Source organism: Psychrobacter sp. ANT_H59 (assembly GCF_008369225.1).
GTDB lineage: Bacteria > Pseudomonadota > Gammaproteobacteria > Pseudomonadales > Moraxellaceae > Psychrobacter > Psychrobacter cryohalolentis.
Window position 1 is genome coordinate 221,118 of the sequence record NZ_VOBE01000004.1, and the last position, 21,223, is coordinate 242,340.

At 42.4% G+C, this 21,223-nt stretch carries 16 protein-coding genes, 2 tRNA genes and 1 other RNA gene; 13 read left to right on the forward strand and 6 right to left on the reverse strand.

Going from position 1 to position 21,223, the window contains the following annotated elements; translation table 11 throughout:
* Window positions 1–160: 160 nt before the first annotated feature.
* The 3 genes from FQ083_RS08525 to FQ083_RS08535 form a co-directional block, all read right to left on the reverse strand.
* On the reverse strand, window positions 161–961 hold the full coding sequence (locus FQ083_RS08525) for a 3-hydroxybutyrate dehydrogenase (RefSeq protein WP_149409552.1): 801 nt from the start codon (window positions 959–961) through the stop codon (window positions 161–163).
* 136 nt (window positions 962–1,097) lie between these two features.
* Window positions 1,098–1,727 (reverse strand): CoA transferase subunit B, encoded by a 630-nt coding sequence (locus tag FQ083_RS08530; protein WP_011513919.1) that lies wholly within the window; start codon window positions 1,725–1,727, stop codon window positions 1,098–1,100.
* Between the two features lie 76 nt (window positions 1,728–1,803).
* Complete coding sequence (locus FQ083_RS08535; protein ID WP_133104498.1) at window positions 1,804–2,517, reverse strand: CoA transferase subunit A; 714 nt, start codon at window positions 2,515–2,517, stop codon at window positions 1,804–1,806.
* A 358-nt stretch (window positions 2,518–2,875) separates the two neighbouring features.
* On the opposite strand from FQ083_RS08535, the gene FQ083_RS08540 reads away from it, so the two are divergent.
* Together FQ083_RS08540 and metG are read left to right on the forward strand one after the other, a co-directional pair.
* Complete coding sequence (locus FQ083_RS08540) at window positions 2,876–4,291, forward strand: GntP family permease (RefSeq protein WP_149409553.1); 1,416 nt, start codon at window positions 2,876–2,878, stop codon at window positions 4,289–4,291.
* A gap of 399 nt (window positions 4,292–4,690) precedes the next feature.
* Window positions 4,691–6,793, forward strand: a complete 2,103-nt coding sequence (gene metG, locus FQ083_RS08545) for a methionine--tRNA ligase (RefSeq protein ID WP_149409674.1) — start codon at window positions 4,691–4,693, stop codon at window positions 6,791–6,793.
* A gap of 99 nt (window positions 6,794–6,892) precedes the next feature.
* On the opposite strand, the gene FQ083_RS08550 is transcribed toward metG, so the two are convergent.
* Window positions 6,893–7,330 carry a hypothetical protein gene (locus FQ083_RS08550; RefSeq protein WP_011513923.1) on the reverse strand — a complete coding sequence of 146 codons (438 nt, stop codon included), beginning with the start codon at window positions 7,328–7,330 and terminating at the stop codon, window positions 6,893–6,895.
* Between the two features lie 422 nt (window positions 7,331–7,752).
* Between FQ083_RS08550 and FQ083_RS08555 the strand changes: the two genes are divergently transcribed.
* The 11 genes from FQ083_RS08555 to FQ083_RS08600 all read left to right on the forward strand — a co-directional run bounded on the left by FQ083_RS08555 (window position 7,753) and on the right by FQ083_RS08600 (window position 19,841).
* Complete coding sequence (locus FQ083_RS08555; RefSeq protein WP_149409554.1) at window positions 7,753–8,802, forward strand: ABC transporter substrate-binding protein; 1,050 nt, start codon at window positions 7,753–7,755, stop codon at window positions 8,800–8,802.
* A gap of 139 nt (window positions 8,803–8,941) precedes the next feature.
* Complete coding sequence (locus FQ083_RS08560; RefSeq protein WP_149409555.1) at window positions 8,942–9,967, forward strand: ABC transporter substrate-binding protein; 1,026 nt, start codon at window positions 8,942–8,944, stop codon at window positions 9,965–9,967.
* 335 nt (window positions 9,968–10,302) lie between these two features.
* Window positions 10,303–11,202, forward strand: a complete 900-nt coding sequence (locus tag FQ083_RS08565; protein ID WP_133104493.1) for an ABC transporter permease — start codon at window positions 10,303–10,305, stop codon at window positions 11,200–11,202.
* Window positions 11,203–11,233: 31 nt separating this feature from the next.
* On the forward strand, window positions 11,234–12,028 hold the full coding sequence (locus tag FQ083_RS08570) for an ABC transporter ATP-binding protein (RefSeq protein WP_011513927.1): 795 nt from the start codon (window positions 11,234–11,236) through the stop codon (window positions 12,026–12,028).
* Window positions 12,029–12,483: 455 nt separating this feature from the next.
* A complete protein-coding gene (locus FQ083_RS08575) occupies window positions 12,484–14,826 on the forward strand; it encodes an FdhF/YdeP family oxidoreductase (protein ID WP_149409556.1) in 2,343 nt (780 codons plus the stop codon).
* 60 nt (window positions 14,827–14,886) lie between these two features.
* The gene (locus FQ083_RS08580; protein ID WP_133104491.1) at window positions 14,887–15,900 is read left to right on the forward strand and encodes a formate dehydrogenase accessory sulfurtransferase FdhD; all 1,014 of its coding nucleotides are present in this window, start codon (window positions 14,887–14,889) and stop codon (window positions 15,898–15,900) included.
* Between the two features lie 749 nt (window positions 15,901–16,649).
* Window positions 16,650–18,305: a sodium:solute symporter family protein gene (locus tag FQ083_RS08585; RefSeq protein ID WP_223145234.1), complete on the forward strand. Its 1,656-nt coding sequence runs from the start codon at window positions 16,650–16,652 to the stop codon at window positions 18,303–18,305.
* 88 nt (window positions 18,306–18,393) lie between these two features.
* Window positions 18,394–18,528 carry a putative transporter small subunit gene (locus FQ083_RS12730; protein ID WP_223145227.1) on the forward strand — a complete coding sequence of 45 codons (135 nt, stop codon included), beginning with the start codon at window positions 18,394–18,396 and terminating at the stop codon, window positions 18,526–18,528.
* 128 nt (window positions 18,529–18,656) lie between these two features.
* A tRNA-Cys gene (locus tag FQ083_RS08590) sits at window positions 18,657–18,730 on the forward strand.
* Between the two features lie 125 nt (window positions 18,731–18,855).
* Window positions 18,856–18,942: transfer RNA gene (locus FQ083_RS08595), tRNA-Leu, on the forward strand.
* A 389-nt stretch (window positions 18,943–19,331) separates the two neighbouring features.
* On the forward strand, window positions 19,332–19,841 hold the full coding sequence (locus FQ083_RS08600; protein ID WP_149409558.1) for a BLUF domain-containing protein: 510 nt from the start codon (window positions 19,332–19,334) through the stop codon (window positions 19,839–19,841).
* Between the two features lie 155 nt (window positions 19,842–19,996).
* Here the strand turns inward: FQ083_RS08600 and ssrA are convergent.
* Window positions 19,997–20,375, reverse strand: a transfer-messenger RNA (tmRNA) gene (ssrA, locus tag FQ083_RS08605).
* 85 nt (window positions 20,376–20,460) lie between these two features.
* On the reverse strand, window positions 20,461–21,132 hold the full coding sequence (locus FQ083_RS08610) for an alpha/beta hydrolase (protein ID WP_149409559.1): 672 nt from the start codon (window positions 21,130–21,132) through the stop codon (window positions 20,461–20,463).
* Between the last annotated feature and the right edge of the window lie 91 nt (window positions 21,133–21,223).

A 21,223-nucleotide genomic window follows, 5' to 3' on the forward strand; every position in this document is an offset into this window, starting at 1 on the left:
CTTATTATTCATCATTTTATCCCTGCGCCCAAGATAGCCCAACGAGTGCTCATAAAAAAGAGCCAACATCATTGGCTCTGGTCAATATAAAGCTAAATCCTAGTCGATTGGTCTTTTTTAGCAAGCTCATAGCAATTAAGCTGACTGACTAAACAAGTTCTCAATTCATAAACCAGCCGTGGCTTGCGACAATCGATTGTCCGGTAAAGACATTGCTTGGAAATGCAGCCAAAAATAAAGCCAGTTGAGCAATATCATCAACCGTAGTAAATTCTTTATCAACCGTATTAACGAGCATAATATCGTTCACTACTGACTCTTCGCTGATGCCTTTTTCAGCCGCTTGCTGAGGGATTTGTTTTTCGACTAAAGGCGTTTTGACAAACCCTGGGCATATAACATGCGAGCGTACATTATGGGCAGCGCCCTCTTTTGCCAATACGCGACATAGACCTAGCAAACCGTGTTTGGCTGTGACATAAGGCGCTTTAAATAATGAGGCTTCATGTGAATGCACAGAACCCATATAAATCACTGTGCCACCTTTATCGTCTTTATACATATGCTGTACGGCAGCTTTGGTGGTCAAAAATGCCCCATCTAAGTGGATGGCAAGCATTTTTTTCCAATCCTCAAACGCCATTTTATGGATAGGGTCAATGATTTGGATACCGGCGTTAGATACCAGAATATCAATACCGCCAAAGGTATCGACCAGTTTCTGAACACCGTTATTAACAGCAGTTTCAGACGTTACATCCATCGCAATTGCAACGGCACGCCCGCCTGCGGCTTCAACAGCATCGACGGTTTGCTGAGCAGCTTCAATATTAATATCAGCAATACCGACCGCAGCGCCTGCCTTAGCATAAGTTTCGGCGATATCACGTCCGATACCGCTGGCAGCGCCTGTGACCAATGCTACTTTGCCCGTCAAATCTTGTTGTAATTGGGTCGCCATATATTATCCTTAATAATAGGTGATGGTGTGTAGTGATGAGTAGTAATGAATGAAGCCTATAAATAAGCCACTAAAATATAGTGGCTATTAAACAATTTACTAATCAGTATTTGAACTATTGAGTGGTTTATCAAAGCTATTGAGCAATGCTCACTGGTGTTTTTTCTTGTAGCTCATCGAAGCTAACACCATCTGCAAGCTCAACCAATTTTAGGCCATTATCAGTCACATCAAGTACGGCAAGCTCTGTGATAATACGATCAACAACGCCTTTCCCTGTCAGTGGCAACTCGCAATTGGCAAGGATTTTTGGCTCGCCGTGTTTATTAACTTGCTCCATGAGCACAATCACACGCTGTACGCCTGCGACCAAATCCATCGCGCCGCCCATGCCTTTGACCATTTTTTTGGGAATCATCCAGTTTGCCAAATCGCCTTGCTCTGAGACTTCCATCGCGCCCAATATTGCAAGGTTGACATGACCGCCACGAATCATCGCAAACGACTCCGAGCTACTAAAATAACTCGCACCTGATTCGGCAGTGACCGTTTGTTTACCTGCATTAATCAAATCTGCATCGACGTTTTCTGCAGTAGGAAACTCGCCAATACCTAATAAGCCGTTTTCTGACTGTAGCCAGACATCGACGTCTTTAGGGATATAGTTGGCAACGAGTGTCGGTAGACCGATGCCTAAGTTAACATAATAACCGTCTTGTAACTCTTGTGCGGCACGCTGTGCCATCTGCTCTCTTGTCCATGCCATGATAGCTTCCTTAATTTTTACGATATTCTATTACTATAAATTTAATAATTTATTAATTATGCTGTAATCGCAATGACTAAGCGCCTTCGACCACTTTAGTTGTCGTCTTTTCGATACGCTTTTCAGGGCTGCTATTCAATACGATACGCTGCACAAAAATACCCGGCAGATGAATCTCATCAGGGTTTAAGGTACCAGTTTCTACAATTTCTTCAACTTCAACAATGGTAATCTTGCCCGCCATCGCACAGTCTGGATTAAAATTACGCGCCGTTTTATTAAAAATTAAGTTGCCTGCTTTATCGGCTTTCTGCGCTTTGATTAGAGACACATCAGCGCGTAATGAATGCTCAAGCACATAAGTACGACCGTCAAATTCGCGGGTTTCTTTACCTTCAGCAACTAAGGTACCAACGCCGGTTGCGGTATAAAATGCCGGAATACCTGCACCACCTGAACGCAGTTTTTCTGCCAATGTACCTTGCGGAGTCAGCTCAACTTCCAACTCGCCTGCCAAGTACTGGCGCTCAAACTCTTTATTTTCACCCACATAAGATGAGATCATTTTTTTAATTTGGCGCGTCTGTAATAACAATCCCAAGCCAAAGTCATCGACACCAGCATTGTTACTGATGCACGTCAAATCTTCAACACCACTATCCCGCAATGCTTCGATTAACGCTTCAGGAATACCGCATAGACCAAAACCACCGATCGCCAGCGTTTGTCCGTCACGCACAACACCACTCAACGCCGCTTCTGCGCTGTCATACACCTTTGATTGACTCATGCTTATCTCCTTGCACGTCTCATTTTTATTATTTACATTGATTCATTATAGGTTTTGCTTATTCAAGCAAACACTAGACTACCAATCAGTTTTATATTTAAAGCAATACAATTTATATCACTATAAAATATAGCGTACAGCTGTAATAACTTAACATATTATTCTAGCAGCGACTAGACAATAATATAAAGCGCGTACAAGGCAGCGCAGCTTGAGCAATATAGGTGAGGTCACCATCCTAATTGTCTAAAATAATGTTTGATAAAATACGTTAAATCGCCCGTCACGTTTAATTTTATTGACCTATTTCCCTATGCCCTGCATACTCTCAGGCTTAACTTAGCCAAGGAGGGCGATCATGTTTAGCACACTTGCTATTATTATTACTTTATTACTTTTGATGTTCTTTGCTTATCGCGGTTATTCCGTACTGATTTTAGCGCCAATTATGGCTGCTTTAGCCGTACTACTTTCAGGTGATTTTTTAAGCAGTATTCCTGCTTATACTGATGTCTTTATGGGCGCATTGAGTGGCTTCCTACTCAAATTCTTTCCTATCTTCTTACTGGGCGCACTCTTTGGGCGTTTGATGGCAGATTCTGGAGCGGCAACAGCGATTGCCAAAACGGTGGTCGAAAAGCTTGGTGCTAGTAAAGCGATTTTGGCAGTTATTTTAGTTTGCGGTATTTTGACCTATGGCGGTGTGTCACTGTTTGTCGTGGCATTTGCTATTTATCCAATCGCCAAAGACTTGTTTAAAGCTGCTGATATTCCTAAGCGCTTGATTCCAGCAGCGATTGCCCTAGGTTCGTTTACCTTTACTATGACAGCATTACCTGGCACGCCTGCCATTCAGAATGCTATTCCGATTCCTTACTATAATACCAACGTATTTGCCGCACCTATTTTAGGTCTTATTGGCGGTACGATCATGTTTGTCTGTGGTTGGTTGTGGTTGCAATCGCGTGCCAGAAAAGCGAATGCCGTTGGTGAAGGGTATGGTCAGCACGATGAGAGCGATGTAGGCGGTGTTGGTGGAGGCGCAGCAGAGACCAACTTGCTTAGTACCCATCATACCTCATTCACCGTTGCGATGATTCCTCTGATACTGGTCATCAGTTTGAACGCTTTACTAACTTACTTTATCTTCCCATCGATGGATTTTAGTGGCCTACAGACTCAGTTCCCAGATTTGAATATCGCAGGTTCACTTGGGCTATGGTCGATCATCCTTTCATTGGTTGTAGCTTGTATCGTGCTAATCGTCATGCGTCTCGGTCATTGGACCAACCTACAAAAAACCATCAACCGCGGTACTTATGACTCGATGTTACCGATCTTTAACACTGCGTCGGAAGTAGGTTATGGTGCCGTTATCGCGTCATTAGCAGGCTTTCTTCTCATTCGTGATAGTATCTTGAATCTAACGCCAGACAATCCACTCATCTCAGAAGCAGTCGCTATGACCACGCTGGCTGGTATTACTGGCTCATCATCTGGTGGTTTGAGTATCGCACTATCAACCTTGGGTGAAGACTATCTAAGAATGGCAGTCGCAGCCGGTATTGATCCAGAGCTAATGCACCGAGTGGCGGTAATGGCAGCAGGCGGTTTGGATACCTTACCACACAGTGGTGCGGTCATTACCTTGTTGGCCATTTGTGGTCTGACACATAAACAGTCCTACTTAAACTTAGCAATGGTCACCATGATTATTCCACTGATTGCTGTCGTCGTTGTCATTACCTTGGGCACGATGTTTGGTTCATTTTAATTGGGTTGAATCAGTAATGAACTCAATCTAAAAAAGGGGCAGTTTTACTGCTTTAAATTGACTACAAAAACCCCGCTAAGCTTTTGCTTAGCGGGGTTTTTATGAGCGCTTTATAAGGATTTACTATGTTGGACTTTTATCATAAATATCAATAAATACATTACACTTATTATAACGTACTACTGGTATGAACTTTTCTTGCTTGCTGTGCCTACGCAGACAGAGTCTACGAATAATTAATACCAGTAGCGCTGCACTCTTCTAAAAGTGAATCAACTATAGCGCTTATTACCATATTAATTCGTAAGCAATATCACAAATTTAGCCGAATTACGGTATCATAGGCACACTTTTTCAATTTCTATTGATAACCAACCCGTTTATATAAGAATATAGGTGATGAAAGTGCGTGAGATTTTAGTAACCAGTGCCCTGCCCTACGCCAATGGAGACATTCACTTGGGGCATCTTGTAGAGTATATCCAAACTGATATTTGGGTACGATCGATGAAGGCGCAAGGCCATAAGGTGACTTATGTCTGTGCGGATGATGCTCATGGTACTGCTATCATGCTCAAAGCCGAAGACAATGGCGTAACACCAGAACAGCAAATTGCCAATGTGCAAGCTGCTCATGAAGCCGATTTTGCTAAATTCTTGATTAATTTTGACAACTATCATTCAACACATTCAGAAGAAAATCGAGAATTTTCTGAGCTGATTTATCGCCGCCTTAGAGATGCAGGTCATATCTCTACTCGTGATGTGGAGCAGCTATTTGACCCTGAAAAACAGCTGTTTTTAGCCGATCGTTTTGTTAAAGGTACCTGCCCTGAGTGCGCCGCTACCGACCAATATGGTGATAATTGTGAAGTTTGTGGTACGACTTATGATGCGACAGAACTTAAAAATCCGTACTCTACGTTATCAAATGCGACGCCTATTCTAAAGACTTCAAAGCATTATTTCTTTGATTTACCAGAGTTTGAGCAATTTTTAAAGGATTGGACGCGCAGTGATAATCGCTTGCAAACCTCAGTTGCCAATAAGCTACAAGAGTGGTTCGATGCCGGCTTGACCAGTTGGGATATCTCGCGTGATGCGCCTTACTTTGGCTTTCAAATTCCAGACACGCCAAGCGATGAGCCAGATAAATACTTCTATGTATGGCTAGATGCGCCTGTTGGCTATATGGCAAGCTTTCAGAACTTGTGTGATAAACGTGCAGGTACAGAAGAGGCTCTAGACTTTGACCATTATTGGGCGCAAGAAAACGAGCATAAAACCGAAGTGTATCACTTCATCGGTAAAGATATTGTTTACTTCCATGCGCTATTTTGGCCTGCCATGCTTGCTGGTAGTGAACTCCGTACACCAACCGGCGTCTTTGCTCATGGCTTCTTGATGGTCAATGGCGAAAAAATGAGTAAGTCGCGTGGCACCTTTATTAAAGCCGACACTTATGCTGAGCATTTGCATCCTGAGTACTTGCGTTATTACTTTGCGAGTAAGTTATCTGACAAAGTCGAAGACATTAACCTTGATTTAGAAGACTTTATGCAAAAGGTCAACTCTGATCTCGTTGGTAAAGTAGTCAATATCGCCAGTCGCAGCGCTGGGTTTTTGGTCAAAAAATACGATGGTATGCTGACCAACGTCTGTGCTGAGCCAAGCCTATTAGAAGACATCACCAAGACGGGCGATGAGATTGCTGCGGCTTATGAAAACCGTGAATTTTCTCGTGCCATGCGCCTGATTATGCAGTGTGCTGATAAAGCCAATGAATACATCGATGACAAAAAACCGTGGGCACTTGCCAAGGTTGAAGGCGCAGAGCAAGAAGTTCAAGACGTCTGCTCCGTGGCAATCAATATCTTCCGTCAATTGATGGTGTATCTAGCGCCTGTATTACCTGAGCTGACTGCCAATGCTAAAGAATTCTTGAACATTGATGATTTAAGTTTTGCCAGCCGTAATGAGTGGTTGCTTGGTCATCAAATTAATAAGTTTAAGCCACTGATGCAGCGTATTGAAGAAAAAGATATTGCAGCGATGGTTGAAGATTCTAAAGCGTCATTGACACAAGCAGGTGCGCCTACCGCTAGCCAAGACGACAAAGCAGCAGCAAAAAATACCTCGCCTGCAGCAATGCCAAGCAGTACCGAACAAGCAGACTATATCGGTATCGAGGACTTTGCCAAAGTCGAGATGAAAGTCGCTCATGTTATCGCTTGCAACCATGTCGAAGGCGCGGACAAACTGCTTCAGTTCACACTAGATGTTGGTGAAGCACAACCTCGCAACGTCTTTAGTGGTATTCGCAAATTCTATGAGCCTGAGCAATTACAAGGTAAAAAGGTTATTTGCGTGACCAATTTGGCACCGCGTAAGATGAAATTTGGCATATCAGAAGGCATGGTATTGTCGTCAGGCGACCCGAAAACAGGTCTGGTGGTAATTACCTTACCTGATGAAGCCGTTATCGGTGATTCACTGGCTTAAAAACGTTAAATTAATCAAGTAATAATAAAAGAACAAAACAAAAAACGGTCTAAATAGACCGTTTTTTATGTTAAAAAGAATAGAAAGTAAGCTTGCTGTTTATCTGGTCAAAATATCAATGATCTGCAACGTATCATTAACGACCGTCACAATTTTATTTTCTGGCGTGCGAATACGAACATAGCGGTCATCATAACGGTCTAAAATTACCGAACGATCATAAATATCTCTATCAATGTTGCCGACTACTCTGTAACCGTATTGATCGAGATCACGCTTGAATGAGGCGTTAGAGTTAGCATGATGATAAGCATTAATGTTAGGCTGGGCATTGCTGCTATAACCATTTTTAAATTTATATTTTTCTAACTGATGCTGCTTAAGCTGTACTTGTTCATGCTTATCTTTACCGACATACGCAGATTTGCCCTTGCCATGATTATTACCGTGACCCTCTTTTGCCATAGCAGGTAAGGAAATCAATGAGATCGCTGTAATGCCAGCGATGGTTAATAACTTAAGATTAGTAGTGTTCATAATGTCATCCTTAAAATATTCATTTGAAAAAGATTAAGTAGATGGTAGAGTCTGTTGAACATTCACTAATGTCAGCATGATTAATAATGATATGGATTTCAGACTCACTGTAACTTTCGTATAGAAATTAGCTTGCGTTCATTATAAAGTGCGTTTGTAATCGCTGAATTGCTGGTTTGTGCGTTTTTTAAGCAGCGTTTTGCTGAATAAAGATGATTTTGCCAAATAAAACAGTCAATACTTGCTTTAATAACACTGGTGACGAATACGCTTTAATTTTTTATTGCGATAAGTTACATTACTGTCATAATATGAACATAATGATCAATGGATTGATTACTTTGATGTTAGCCCGTTATCTCAGCATTCACATAACATTGACTCGGGTAACCTGCACTTTCTAACCTACGAGCCACTATAAAATGATTTTTGCTACTACTTTACGCTTTAGCCTACTTGGTGCTGCGATGAGCGCCGCGCTTGGATTATCAGCCTGCTCTAAACCTGCAGATACTACAACGACCACCGATGACAGTACCACTACTGCTCAAAAACCTGCCAAAACATTGGCAATCACTCAAATCGTTGAGCATCCCTCATTGGATGATATGCGTCGCGGCATTATTGATGAGTTGGCGGATAACGGTTATGTCGAAGGTCAAAACCTAAAGGTTAACTTTCAAAGTGCGCAAGGCAATACCGCAACCGCAGGACAAATTGCCAAGCAGTTCGTCGGCGATAATCCTGATGCCATCGTTGCTATCTCAACCCCATCGGCACAATCTATCGTGTCTGCAACCACGACCATACCAATTATATATACCGCCGTCTCAGACCCACTGGGTGCCAAATTGGTCACTGCAGATGGTAAACCCTTTCAAAGCAATTTGACCGGATTATCAAGCCAATTGCCATTAGAGCCGCAGCTAGATTTGCTACAAAAAATCAAGCCTGACCTCAAAACCATTGGCTATGTATACAGTCCTGGTGAAGCCAACTCGGTATCACTACGTGATGCGCTTAAAAAAGCACTGCCAGCACGTGGCTTATCATTACTAGATATTCCAGCCAACCGTCCAACCGATATCGGTATGGCGACACGTAGCTTACAGGGTCGCGCGGATATTATTTATACCTCGTTTGACAATAATGTTGCCTCAGCATTTGAAGCCATGGCACAAGCTGCCAATGAGCTAAAACTTCCTATTGTTGCCTCTGATGAATTCAGTGTCCAACGCGGCGCCACAGCAGCACTTGGTGTCAATGATTATGACTTTGGTCGTACGACAGGTAAGATGGTTTATCGCATTTTAAATGGCGAGGTGGTCAGTACCGTTAAGCCTGAAGTCATGAACGAATTGACACTCTACGTCAGCCCTAAACATGCTAAAACGCAAGGTGTTACATTGTCAGATGAGCTGTTGAAAAATGCTATTAATGTTGATGAGAAAGCAAAAACTGCCAGCAAATAATTGCTGGTAGATAAGAGTGAATACGCAGTAAATAGCTTATAATTTATAACAAACACTGTTTATAACCGCAGTATGTAAGACCTTCTATCTATCTTTTATATAATGTACGGACACATTATTATTTTCAGGAGTAAGACCCATGTTGTATCAAAATCGTTTTGCCAAAGCTCTTTTATGGGGCGGTATATGTACCGCTATTTTGACTGGTTGTAATCAGCCAGCTAAAGAAGGTACCGCGACTGATGGTACTGCGGGCACCGATACCACAACAGAAATGAAAACGGTGGCTATTACCGCTATCGTTGAGCATCCAGCACTTGATGCCGTACGTAAAGGCGTAATCGATGAGCTAAACGATGCCGGCTTCAAAGATGGTGAAAACCTGAAAGTTAACTTCCAAAGTGCTCAAGGTAATACTGCTACTGCTGGTCAGATTGCCAAGCAATTCGTCGCCGACAATTCAGACGTTATCATTGCTATTGGTACGCCATCGGCTCAGTCAGTTGCTGCTGCAACCAGCAGTATCCCGTTAGTGTTTTCAGCAGTTACTGATCCGGTTGAAGCCAAACTGGTCTCAAAACTTGATGGTTCTGGCACCAACGTCACTGGTGGTTCTGATGCGCTTCCTTATGAGCCACAAATCGACTTGATGCGCCAAATTATTCCTAGTCTCAAAAACGTCGGCTACGTTTATAGCCCAGGTGAAGTTAACTCAACGATTATCCTAAAAAATCTAAAAGAAAAACTGACGCCACTTGGCATCAAAGTACATGAAGCCCCTGCCCAGCGTAGTACTGATATTGCGATGGCAGCACGTAGCCTAGAAGGTAAAGTCGATATGATCTATACCTCAACGGATAATAACGTGGTTTCAGCTTATGAGTCACTATATCAAGCCGCTAAAGAAAGTAAGATTCCGTTAATTGCTTCGGATACCAGCTCAGTTGAGCGCGGTGCTATCGCAGCATTGGGCGTCAACTACTATGATCTTGGTCGTGAAACTGGCAAAATCGTCGTACGCATTTTAAATGGTGAAAAAGCAGGCACAATTCCCGTATATACGCCAAAAGTTCTTGACTTATATGTCAGCCCAAAACATGCTAAAGAGCAAGGCATCACCTTACCGCAAGCCGTTATTGATAAAGCAAAAGAAGTGGTAGAATAACTGTCTTCTACATAATCAGTATAAAATAAACGGTAGACAATAATGTTGATTGCGCAAGCCGTCATTATCGTCTACATTAGCTTTACCTTGCTATTTATTGGTACAAACAAAACCCAGCTATGTTTCAGTAGGCTGGGCTTGTTGTTTAAAGGCTTTCAATAAGCAAAGATTATGATCATTTATGACAGTGATCGGTTGCGCTTTACCCTAGCTGCAGATTATACAATCTGTTAAATTCACCGCCTAAGTGTTTGGCTTGTAGATGATGCTGATATATGCCAATCGTCTCAACCTCATGGTTCTCTAAACACTTGGTTATGACTTACTGATCTCTTATGTCTTTAATTGCTTTTTTTGGTGCACTTGAAAGTGGTCTGATTTATGGCCTAGTGGCGCTTGGCGTCCTTATTTCATTTCGTACCCTCGATTTCCCTGACTTGACCGCTGACGGTAGTTTTCCATTAGGTGGTGCGGTCGCTGGTATCTCTATCATCGCCGGTGTCAACCCGTGGCTTGCTTGCGCCTTTGGTATGCTAGCCGGCTCAATTGCCGGTATCGTTACTGCTTGGTTGCACGTTAAGCTTGGCATATTACAGCTCCTTGCCAGTATCTTGGTGATGGTTGCGCTCTATTCTATCAACCTACGTATTATGGGTGCGCCAAACTTGCCGCTGTTGGGTGAAACGACTGTCTTTAGTACCTTGGTCCATGATGGCAATGGCTATTGGATGCGCTGTCTGATTATTGGTATTGTCGTGCTACTGGCTATGTTATTTTTAAATTGGTTTTATAGTACTGAAACCGGTTTATCTATGCGGGCAACAGGCTCTAACCTACGCATGGCACAAGCGCAAGGCATCAATACCTCATGGATGACCATCATCGGTATGGCAATCTCTAACGGTTTGATTGCATTAGCTGGCGCGCTTTTTGTCCAGACCCAAGGTGGCGCAGATATCTCAATTGGTATCGGTACTATCGTTATTGGTTTGGCAGCGGTCATCATCGGTGAGACGATTATTCCAGCTAAACGCATTTGGCTGATTACTTTTGCGGTGGTCGTCGGTGCGGTATTATACAAGCTGTTTATTCAAGTGGCACTATCGAGCGATACGCTACGTAGTATCGGCTTTGGTCCGCAAGATTTGAACTTGATTACTGCCCTACTCGTGGTATTGGCATTGGTATTGCCAAAAGCTAAAAATAAATTCTTAAGTCGTAAAGTTCGGGCTTAATGTCAATGTGCACCCATAAGGAATAATAATTATGATGCAAGCTACAGATTTGCGGTTGACCTTTAATCCTGGAACGCCCATTGAAAACCCTGCCCTACGTGGTATCGATTTAAATATCGCTGATGGTGAATTTGTCACTGTCATCGGTACCAATGGCGCGGGCAAATCGACCTTTTTAAACGCGGTCAGTGGTACCACTCGCGTCGATAGTGGCTCAATTTTACTAAATGGCATTGATGTCACCAAAAAGACCGCGCACCAGCGTGCTCATTGGGTGGCTCGTGTATTTCAAGACCCAATGGCGGGAACTTGTGAAGCGTTAACGATTGAAGAAAACATGGCGCTTGCTTATAAACGCGGTGGCAAACGTGGTTTAAACTTTGCTCTAAACCAAAATAACCGTGACTTATTTCGCGAAAAATTGTCGGTCTTAAAACTTGGCTTAGAAAATCGTTTGACTGACCGCATGGGTCTGTTATCCGGTGGTCAGCGCCAAGCGGTTAGCCTATTGATGGCATCATTGCAGCCGTCTAAGATTCTATTACTTGATGAGCATACGGCGGCGCTTGATCCTAAAACTGCCGCTTTTGTGTTAGAGCTAACCGATAAAATTGTCACTGATAATCAGCTTACCACCATGATGGTCACGCACTCGATGCAGCAAGCGCTCGCTCATGGCACGCGTACCGTGATGCTACATCAAGGTCAAGTGGTATTGGATGTGGCTGGTGATAAACGTCAAGGCATGACTGTGCATGATCTACTCGATATGTTTGAGCAAACGCGCGGCGAGAAAGTTGATGATGACAGCTTAATATTAAGCTAACCGATAACACGTATTTCTTCGAGTATAAATAAAAAACGCCTACTTAATCGTAGGCGTTTTTTGCTTTTGGTTTACTATAAAAATAATAGCTGATCGTTATTCCCAATTGAGAATCTAACGTCACTATAGTTAAAATACCCTAAAAACGCTACGGTACTGCGAGTACATTTTTTTTGCAGTCTCTGTCTGCGTAGGCACAGCAAGCAAGAAAAATTGATACCAGCAGTACATAATGTGTCGATATTACTTTTCATTGACTATATCTTTTGAATCAGCTCGCTTTTTATATACCAAAGCCCTCTACTCATCAGCCACGCCTGATTTGCTTTGAGGTTTTTGTTATTGATAAGTAATGATAGCACCACTTTGCCACTAGCCATTATATAGTAAGCGTTTATACATCTGCTCTTAGTAAAATGACCGTTATCTATCAGCACTCGCCTATAAGGTTTATCATGCGCAAAATTCCTGTTTATATCCACCCTGCAGCGGGTTGGCCTGCTCTGATTGCCTCTACGCGTACCTTGATGGATTACAAGGCTTTTTTGCGCGGCAGTATCAGCGTCTTACATAGCAATCAGCCAAAGGACGGCTTTGATTGTCCGGGCTGCGCATGGCCGGATCACAAGTCAAATAAGGCCATAGATGTCTGTGAAAACGGTATCAAAGTCATCGCCAGTGAAACGATGAACAGACGAGCAGACGCAACTTTTTTTGCTAATAATACAGTCACAGCGTTACAAGGCTGGTCAGGCTATGAGCTTGAACACAGTGGACGCTTATCAGAACCACTCTATTATGATGCTGCTCAAGACCGCTATCTGCCGATTTCTTGGCAAGCGGCTTATGAGATTATCGCTGACCAATTAAAACAGCTTGATTCGCCAGATGAGGCACTGTTTTATACCTCAGGACGGGTGACCAACGAACCTGCTTTTATGTTTCAACTATTCGTGCGCTGTTTTGGCACTAATAACTTGCCTGATTGCTCAAACATGTGTCATGAGCCAACGTCAGTGATGCTTGGTAAGCAGTTAGGCATCGGTAAAGCAACCGTAATATTGGAAGATTTTGAGCAGGCTAAGCTGATTTTATTGTTTGGGCAAAATCCGGCGACCAATCATCCGCGTATGCTTGAAATGCTCGCCCATGCCCATAAGCAAGGCTGCCGCATTGTCTCTATCAACCCCATGCGCGAACAAGGTCTAAGTAAGTTTAGAAACCCACAAAAACCCTCCCATATGGCAGCAGGTCAAAGTGATGAGATGGTCGATGAGGTTATCCAAATACAAATCGGTGGCGATGCGGCTTTATTAACTGGCATGGCTAAATGGCTCACCAAAAACGGTAAAATAAACAGTGGTTTTATTGAGCAGCATACCTCAGGCTATGACGCTCTGGATGCTTGGTTACGTCAGCAATCTTGGACGGATGTAGAGCTTGGCTGTGGCATTAGTAAAGCAGAGATTATTACGCTTGCAAAGTTAGTTGCTGAGAGTCCAGCAACGATTTGTACATGGGGCATGGGCATCACTCAGCATGTACAAGGCGAGGATAATGTTGCCATGATTACTAACTTGCTATTGTTGATGGGTATGATTGGTATCGATGGTGCAGGCGCATCGCCTGTACGTGGACACTCAAACGTGCAGGGTGATCGTACCATGGGTATTCATGAACGCCCTAAGCAGAGCTTGCTTGATAGTCTTGAGCGCGTTTTTAAGCAGCCGATGCCACAAGAAGATGGGCTTGATGTCATCGCCGGTGCAAAGGCACTAATAAAAGGCGACATCAAAGCCTTTGTTAGTATGGGTGGCAACTATGCAGTTGCCGCGCCAGATAAAAGTGCGATTCAAGCGGCTCTGACTACTACTCAGTTAAATGTCTTTGTCGCAACCAAGCTTAACGAAACCATGCTATATCCTGGTAAAAACAACCTTATCCTGCCTTGCATCGGTCGTACCGAGCGCCTCATCACTGATAAAGGTGAGCAGTTTGCCACTATTGAAGACTCAATGTGTCAAGTTGTGGCGACCAGAGGACGCATAAACCCTATCAGCGACGCGCTAAAATCCGAAGCGCAAATCATTGCAGATATGGCAACTCATGTACTTGGAACTGAGTCCTCAATCCCTTGGCAAGCAATGAGCGCTGACTTTGATGTGGTTCGTGACTATATTGCGCAAGCGATTGAAGGATTTGAGGATTTCAATCAGCGTATTCGTGCTGCTGAGCGTGGTTTTCATCTGTATCATTCGGCGCGCCATCGGGTATGGAATACCGAGAGTGGCAAAGCACAATTTGAAGTACCGCAATACCCGATTACCTACGTTGCCGCGCAAATGGCACAAACGACATCCGATTATCAAAATAATTCAGTAAACAATCAAACCTTTGATATGAACCAGTCCGCTGAGCAAAATGTCTGGCAACTAACAAGTGTCCGTAGTCATGATCAATTTAATACCATGATATTTGGCTTCCAAGATCGCTACCGACAGACTGATCGTCGTGACGTGCTCTTTATGCATCCAGATGAAATCAGTCGCTTAGGCTGGCAAAAAGGCGATCAAATCATGGTATCGCGCCAAGACAGTCAAAATGCTGAGCGCACGTTAGGACCTTTAATACTGACAGAGATGGATATTGCAGCGAATGCAGTGGCAACCTATTATCCTGAATGTAATGACCTCCTTGATTTGGACAGTCATGCGCCGGAATCCAGAACACCTGCTTATAAGTCTGTTACCGTGGTATTGAAGTGTCTTGAACAAAGCAGTATGGCAACTGCCGTATGATGGGTGTCTCGGCACCAGGACTTTTATTTTATTAATAACATAGGCTAATAAGCACTCACAATGGCAAACAAACCTCACTTGGCGGCAGAAGATAGCTTTAAGAAAGATGCGCCATTATCACGGCTACATGTGGCATATAAACACAGCTATGCATCAGATACATTTTTAGATGCTGCTAAGAAGGCGCCGCTGGATATTGATACCAAGTCAGGAATGTTGGCTGTTGAGGCAGCTGTAGCCATTGTAATTAATGGCATTCATTACGCTGTCTTGATGGCAAGTCCTTATCAGCTCGAATACCTTGCCATCGGCTTTTTATATAGTGAAGGATTGATTCAGCATAGTCATGAATTACTAGATTGGGATATTACTCAATTAACAGACGATGAAAGTTATCCAAATTTTACGCCTGATTCTTTCATTCAAAATTCTTCTAATAAAGACTCTCTTAATTCTAATGTGACTGATGAGCTTATAAGCTTGGAACAGCTCTCAGAGCAGCTGCAAGACTATGATATATACGTGGTCGAGCTAGTCTTAAACCAGCGCTGTCATCAACGTATTCAAGCGCAAAAACGCCAACTAGCAGGACGCACAGGATGCGGTATGTGCGGCATAACAGGTTTAACGCAGGCACTACCCGATCTAAGTAAATACCAGATAAACAAGCTATTGCTTAGTAGAGCGATGCCTAGTCTTGACGATTTACTGAGTATGCAGGCACAAATCAATGTAGCCCAGCACACCCATCAGCTCACAGGCGCTGTCCATGCTGCTGCAACCCTATATGAGCAGCAGCTGTACCTATTTGAGGACGTGGGGCGCCATAACGCTCTCGATAAGCTCATAGGATGGCAGCTGCATCATAAGGTAGAGGTTGACTATGTGCTAATGACTTCGCGTTTATCGATTGAGCTGGTACAAAAATCCATTCGTAGTCGTATACCTTGGCTGATTGGTATGTCTGCACCGACCAGTACCGCGGTACGTGTTGCCGAGCGTTATGGCTTGGGTTTGGCAGGATTTTTACGTGATAACCGCGTGACTTACTACGCAGGTTATTCCGACTCCTAAAAAATATATAGATCCTCTTCTACTCTAATGTTCGAACACATTCTTTGTCTAACCACTTCCATCAACCCTTGTTTTTTAATATCTTCCCCATCTGTTTAACAGACTTTTCAATGGTCAGATTTATATATCATTATTTATAATAATTAACCATAAAATTTGTGATTGATAGCAGAATAGGTTAGTCTTAAAGCACAAATATGTTACTAATATTTAACATTGCTGTAGTTTTAATTGTCAATGCTACGTATGTCAGGTTAAATGCTTAGACATTTATCGCTTGCCATCACGATTACGGATTATGTTTATTAGACCATAGATAAGTAAAACAATACTCGATCCATGGTTATATATATCTGATACACGCTATCTAAACCTAGCATAAGTCAAGCAGTTGCGACTTACCGCTCATCCGTATTATTGCTATAGATGCTTGTACAAGCATTTATCAGCAGCCAGCTATATCACGTATGCATCATTCGTAGCGTAATGGTTCAGCCATTTACAGACGCATATCGAGCGTTGCCCCTATGATTTTTGACATATCCTTCATAATTTATGATGAAGTCATGCAGAGGCAAAAGCCATCCGCTTTCAAATTTTTTTGTGACGGTTCATCTCGTTGCGTGCTACCTATAATTGACCTATAGGCTGAATAGGTCGTTTTTGCATACCTCATAGTCTGGGAGAATACGTTTTAATCTATATTTTACTTATAACAATTGCGAGGTAGGAATTTGAAAACTGAGTCATTGTTCCAATTTTCAGCATTAACCATCATTTTGCTATTACTGGCATTTTATGGTGGCACGTATTTACTGTCTTTATTAATAAAAAAAGATAAGGAGACGACCTCAGGTTTTATGGTCGCCGGTCACAACGTCGGTTTTGGTATGGGCGCTGCCAGTATGACCGCTACTTGGATCTGGGCAGCGTCATTTTATGCAGCTGCCACGTCCGGCTATAAATATGGCGTCTCAGGACCATTACATTATGGTTTTTGGGGTGCCTTGATGATTTTATTCATCTACCCTTTTGGGATGCGATTTCGTGAACTTGCCCCAAATGGACATACCTTGGGTGAACTTATTCACGCCCGCCATGGCTCATCAAGCCAATTAATTTTAGCCATATCTAACCTTATGGGCAGCTTAATTAGCTTGATGGTCAATTTTACCGCTGCTGGCGCATTGGTATCAGTATTATCACCTTTGTCATTCCAAACAGGGGTAATTATCGCTGGCGTCGGAGTGCTAAGCTATACCTTAACTTCTGGATTTCGTGCTTCAGTGTTCACCGATTTTGCCCAATTGGTCGCGTTAATGGCGATTGGTGTCATCATTATCCCAGTGGTACTGTTTTCCATGGGTGGTCCTTCCGCCATGGTAAGTGGGCTTTCAAATCTAACCTTGCAGCAACAAGACTTCTTTTCATCTGAAGCCTTTTTTCAGCAAGGTGCGCCCTATTTCGTCGCAGTATTGGCCTACGCTATTGGCAATCAAACCATTACCCAACGTTTATTTGCCATTGATAAAAGCAAAATTAAAGCAACCTTTATTACTGCTACTGTCGGCTATGCCGGTATTGTAATTGGTCTCGGCATGATTGGACTTATGGCATTAACCATAGGTATTGAGCCGCTTAATGGCAATATGAATAATTTGATTCCGCAAATGGTCAGCACTTATCTACATCCAGTATTCATTGCCTTATTCTTTATCTTGGTTATTGGTGCCCTGTCCTCAACGGCTGATTCAGATTTATCAGCACTATCTACCATTATGATGGCTGACATTTATGGCAAGAATATTGCCAAAAAAAGCGGCGTAAACCCAAAAACCATGATGCTTGTCGGTCGCGGAACCATGATTGTCGCTACGGCTGCCGGATTGATTTTTGCTAGCTTTAAGCTTGATATTCTCGTGATGCTGGTTTTCGTCGGTGCGTTATGGGGTGCGATTGTATTCCCAGTGATTGCCAGTGTGTTCTGGAATCGCGTGACAAACACTGCCTTTACCTCAGCTGTCATCGTCGGATTATTATTATTCTGTATCGCTCGCTTTGAGCTCATCCCTATCATTGGCGTTACGGCGCTGTTTTTTGAAGTATTGGCAAGCGTTGGTGCTGCTGTGGTGATTGGACTCATGGTATTTGGCTTTTTAGGTCGAAAAATGGCTGTAGCAGCTGCCGCCCTCACACTGATACTGATGCTAATATTTGCCACTGGTTTCTTACGTCAATATATGGTGCTGCTTGCATCACTGACCGCTTATGGTGCCAGTACAATCGTCTGCGTCATTATCAGCCTCATGAGCAACGAGCATTTTGACTTTGACCTTATTAAACAGCGCGTTGGCGACTATGACAATAAACCCAACATACCGCCGACAACCAACGTTCAAAACTAGATTTATATCTTATCGACGTTTTGATGAATTTTTTAATGGCTTGATGTACTCATCATTCATTTTTAATACCTAAAATAAAGGAGTTAATATGGAAACCACGTTTTTTTATGGGCTATATATCTTAATCTGGCCAGCAATCACGCTGGGTGTACTGATACTTATTTGTACTGCAACTTATAGAGATGTAAAAAAGGCTGTAGATAACAATAAAAGTATCGTTTAGCAACTTAATCTGGCATAGTATCTATCGTGATATGACGCTAAATACGCCTAACCTGATAAATAGTTGGTCTTTATATCAAAAAGGGCTTGTAATTTAAATTATATTTGCTAATATAGGCGTCCTTGATTGGCTGGGTGGCAGAGTGGTCATGCAGCGGACTGCAACTCCGTTAACGCCGGTTCGATTCCGACCTCAGCCTCCAATTATTTAGGTTAAAAATTTATTAGGATTTATATTAATTTTAGCTTGCTTTATTAATGTAAATGCTTATAATAGCGACCACTATCTAACAAGTAGAAAGCTTACTTATTAGATAATACAAGTTTTGCCCGGGTGGTGAAATTGGTAGACACAAGGGATTTAAAATCCCTCGCTAGTAATAGCGTGCCGGTTCAAGTCCGGCTCCGGGTACCATTATATTGAAAGGCTTCCAAGCAATTGGAAGCCTTTTTCTTATTCTACATCATTAACTTTCTCTTACCTCTACTATCAGTAGATGATGCTGTAATTCTAATGAGAAATTCAGGCATAAAAGCCACCAAGCGCTTTAATACTATCGTATTCTTTGTCGTTACGTGTTCCATGAATAGACATAGATTATATCCTCTAAATTATTAATCGATTGAAATAGCATCACTTTATTTATTTAGAAAGCACTAGCTAATGATAGTCGTTAGATAACACAAGTCCTTATTCAACCTGCTTGTTTCATACAATTTTTTTAGCTACAGTTAAAATTCTTATATTAAATAATGACGATGAACCGTCAAATAAAAACAATCTTTCATAAGCTGGAGTACATTATGGAGCTAAAGCTGAATGAGCTTTCCGATAAAAACAATTTAAATAGTCATCATGGCGAGCATATTATCCTGCGTCTAACTTATGTTAGCCGCTATAACACCGAAAATTCAAATATCGAAGTAGCCCGTATTCTTGAGCAGGCGCAGCGTAATAATGAGCGCAATGGTATTACTGGTGCATTAGTAATTAATGAAAACTATTTTCTCCAAGTTATTGAGGGCGCAAGACCAGTTATTAACAATTTGTTAAAAAAATTGATTGAGGATAAGCGACATTTTTCTTTACAAATTATTGAGTGCCGTGAAATTGAGGAACGGCATTGGAATAAATGGTCAATGAAATATTTAACGGCTAATGATCAGAATAAAGAGTATGTTCTGAAATACTCAGCCAGCAATGAATTTAATCCTTACCTAATGAATACTTCTCAAATTACAATGTTTATAGACGAGTTATCAAAACTTCAAGAGCGACAAGAAAAACGCGAGTCTAAGATGAAAAAATCTTAGTTTTTGACCAGACGATTAGAATGAGTATATTTTATAGGGTAAGAACAACTTAATCGTCTGTTGTATAGCCTACTATATAAGACGCTATACAATACCCAAAAAACGCCCAAAATAAAGGGCTGACAGTCTATGACGGTCAGCCCTTTATCGTTATTTGGTGGAGATGGCGGGAGTTGAACCCGCGTCCGCCAGCATTACGCTCATGAATCTACATGTTTAGTTTCTGTCTTTGATTTTAGTCTGCACCGATCCGACAGTCAGGATGGATTAGCCGATTCTCTACTTTTGAACCCAAGCGATTGAGACAATCCCTTGTGGCGAGCCTACATGCGGACGCTTCAACTTAGTTGACCAACTGTAGGTGATCAGCAACTAAGTAAGCAGGGTTTAAACCAAGTAAACAGGGTTTAAGCTGCTAGAGCGTAATTTTCGTCGTTTGCGACTATAACAATATATGTTTGATTAACGAGAGGACATATACTCTCGACATGCATCATTGAGTTTCATCACCAGCGTCGAAGCCAGAACATCCCCAATAAGGTCGATGATTATATAGCATATATACGGCTGCTTGCAACCTATTAGAGCTCTGTATTACATTACGTTACAGCTCAACTATCTAAGCCAGTATGGTATTTAACCATTTACCGATATTTTGAATCTGCGGCATACATACCTGATGGGCCATAGGATAGGTATGATAAGCAACATTATATCCTTTCTCTGATAATAACTGCTTTGCTTGTTCGCCTAATATAACGGGAACAACTGGATCATGCGTACCATGCTCGATCAAAATTGGCATATCTGTGTTGACAGCGCTATAGCGAACGCTGTCATTGGTTGCAAAGTAGGTAGAAAGCGCCATCAAGCCAGCCAAGCGCTGTGGGTAACCGAGTGCCACATGATACGCCACTGCCCCGCCCTGCGAAAATCCTGCAATCACAATATGTTCAGGTTTCACACCGCGCTCGATTTCACGAGCAATCAAGTCATGGATTTGTTGTGCGGACTCTTCAATCTGCGCAATATCAACTTTGCGCTCAAGGCTCATCTCCAAGATGTCATACCATGCAGGCATCACCATACCGCCATTTACCGTCACTGGGCGGTTGGGTGCATGCGGAAAGATAAACCGCACTGCCATTCTATCCGCTAAGCCGAGCTGCGGCACTACTGGCTCAAAGTCATGACCGCTAGCACCCAAACCATGCAGCCAAATCACGGATCGATTAATCGCTTTGTTTGCAGGATTGTGCTCGACAATAACGGCATCTAAATACTTATTCATTAATTATCCTTAATGAGAGTCAAAAATTTAAACAAAATTAATAATACAAAATTACTTTGGTTGTCATCATTCCTTAAACATAACCCTATAT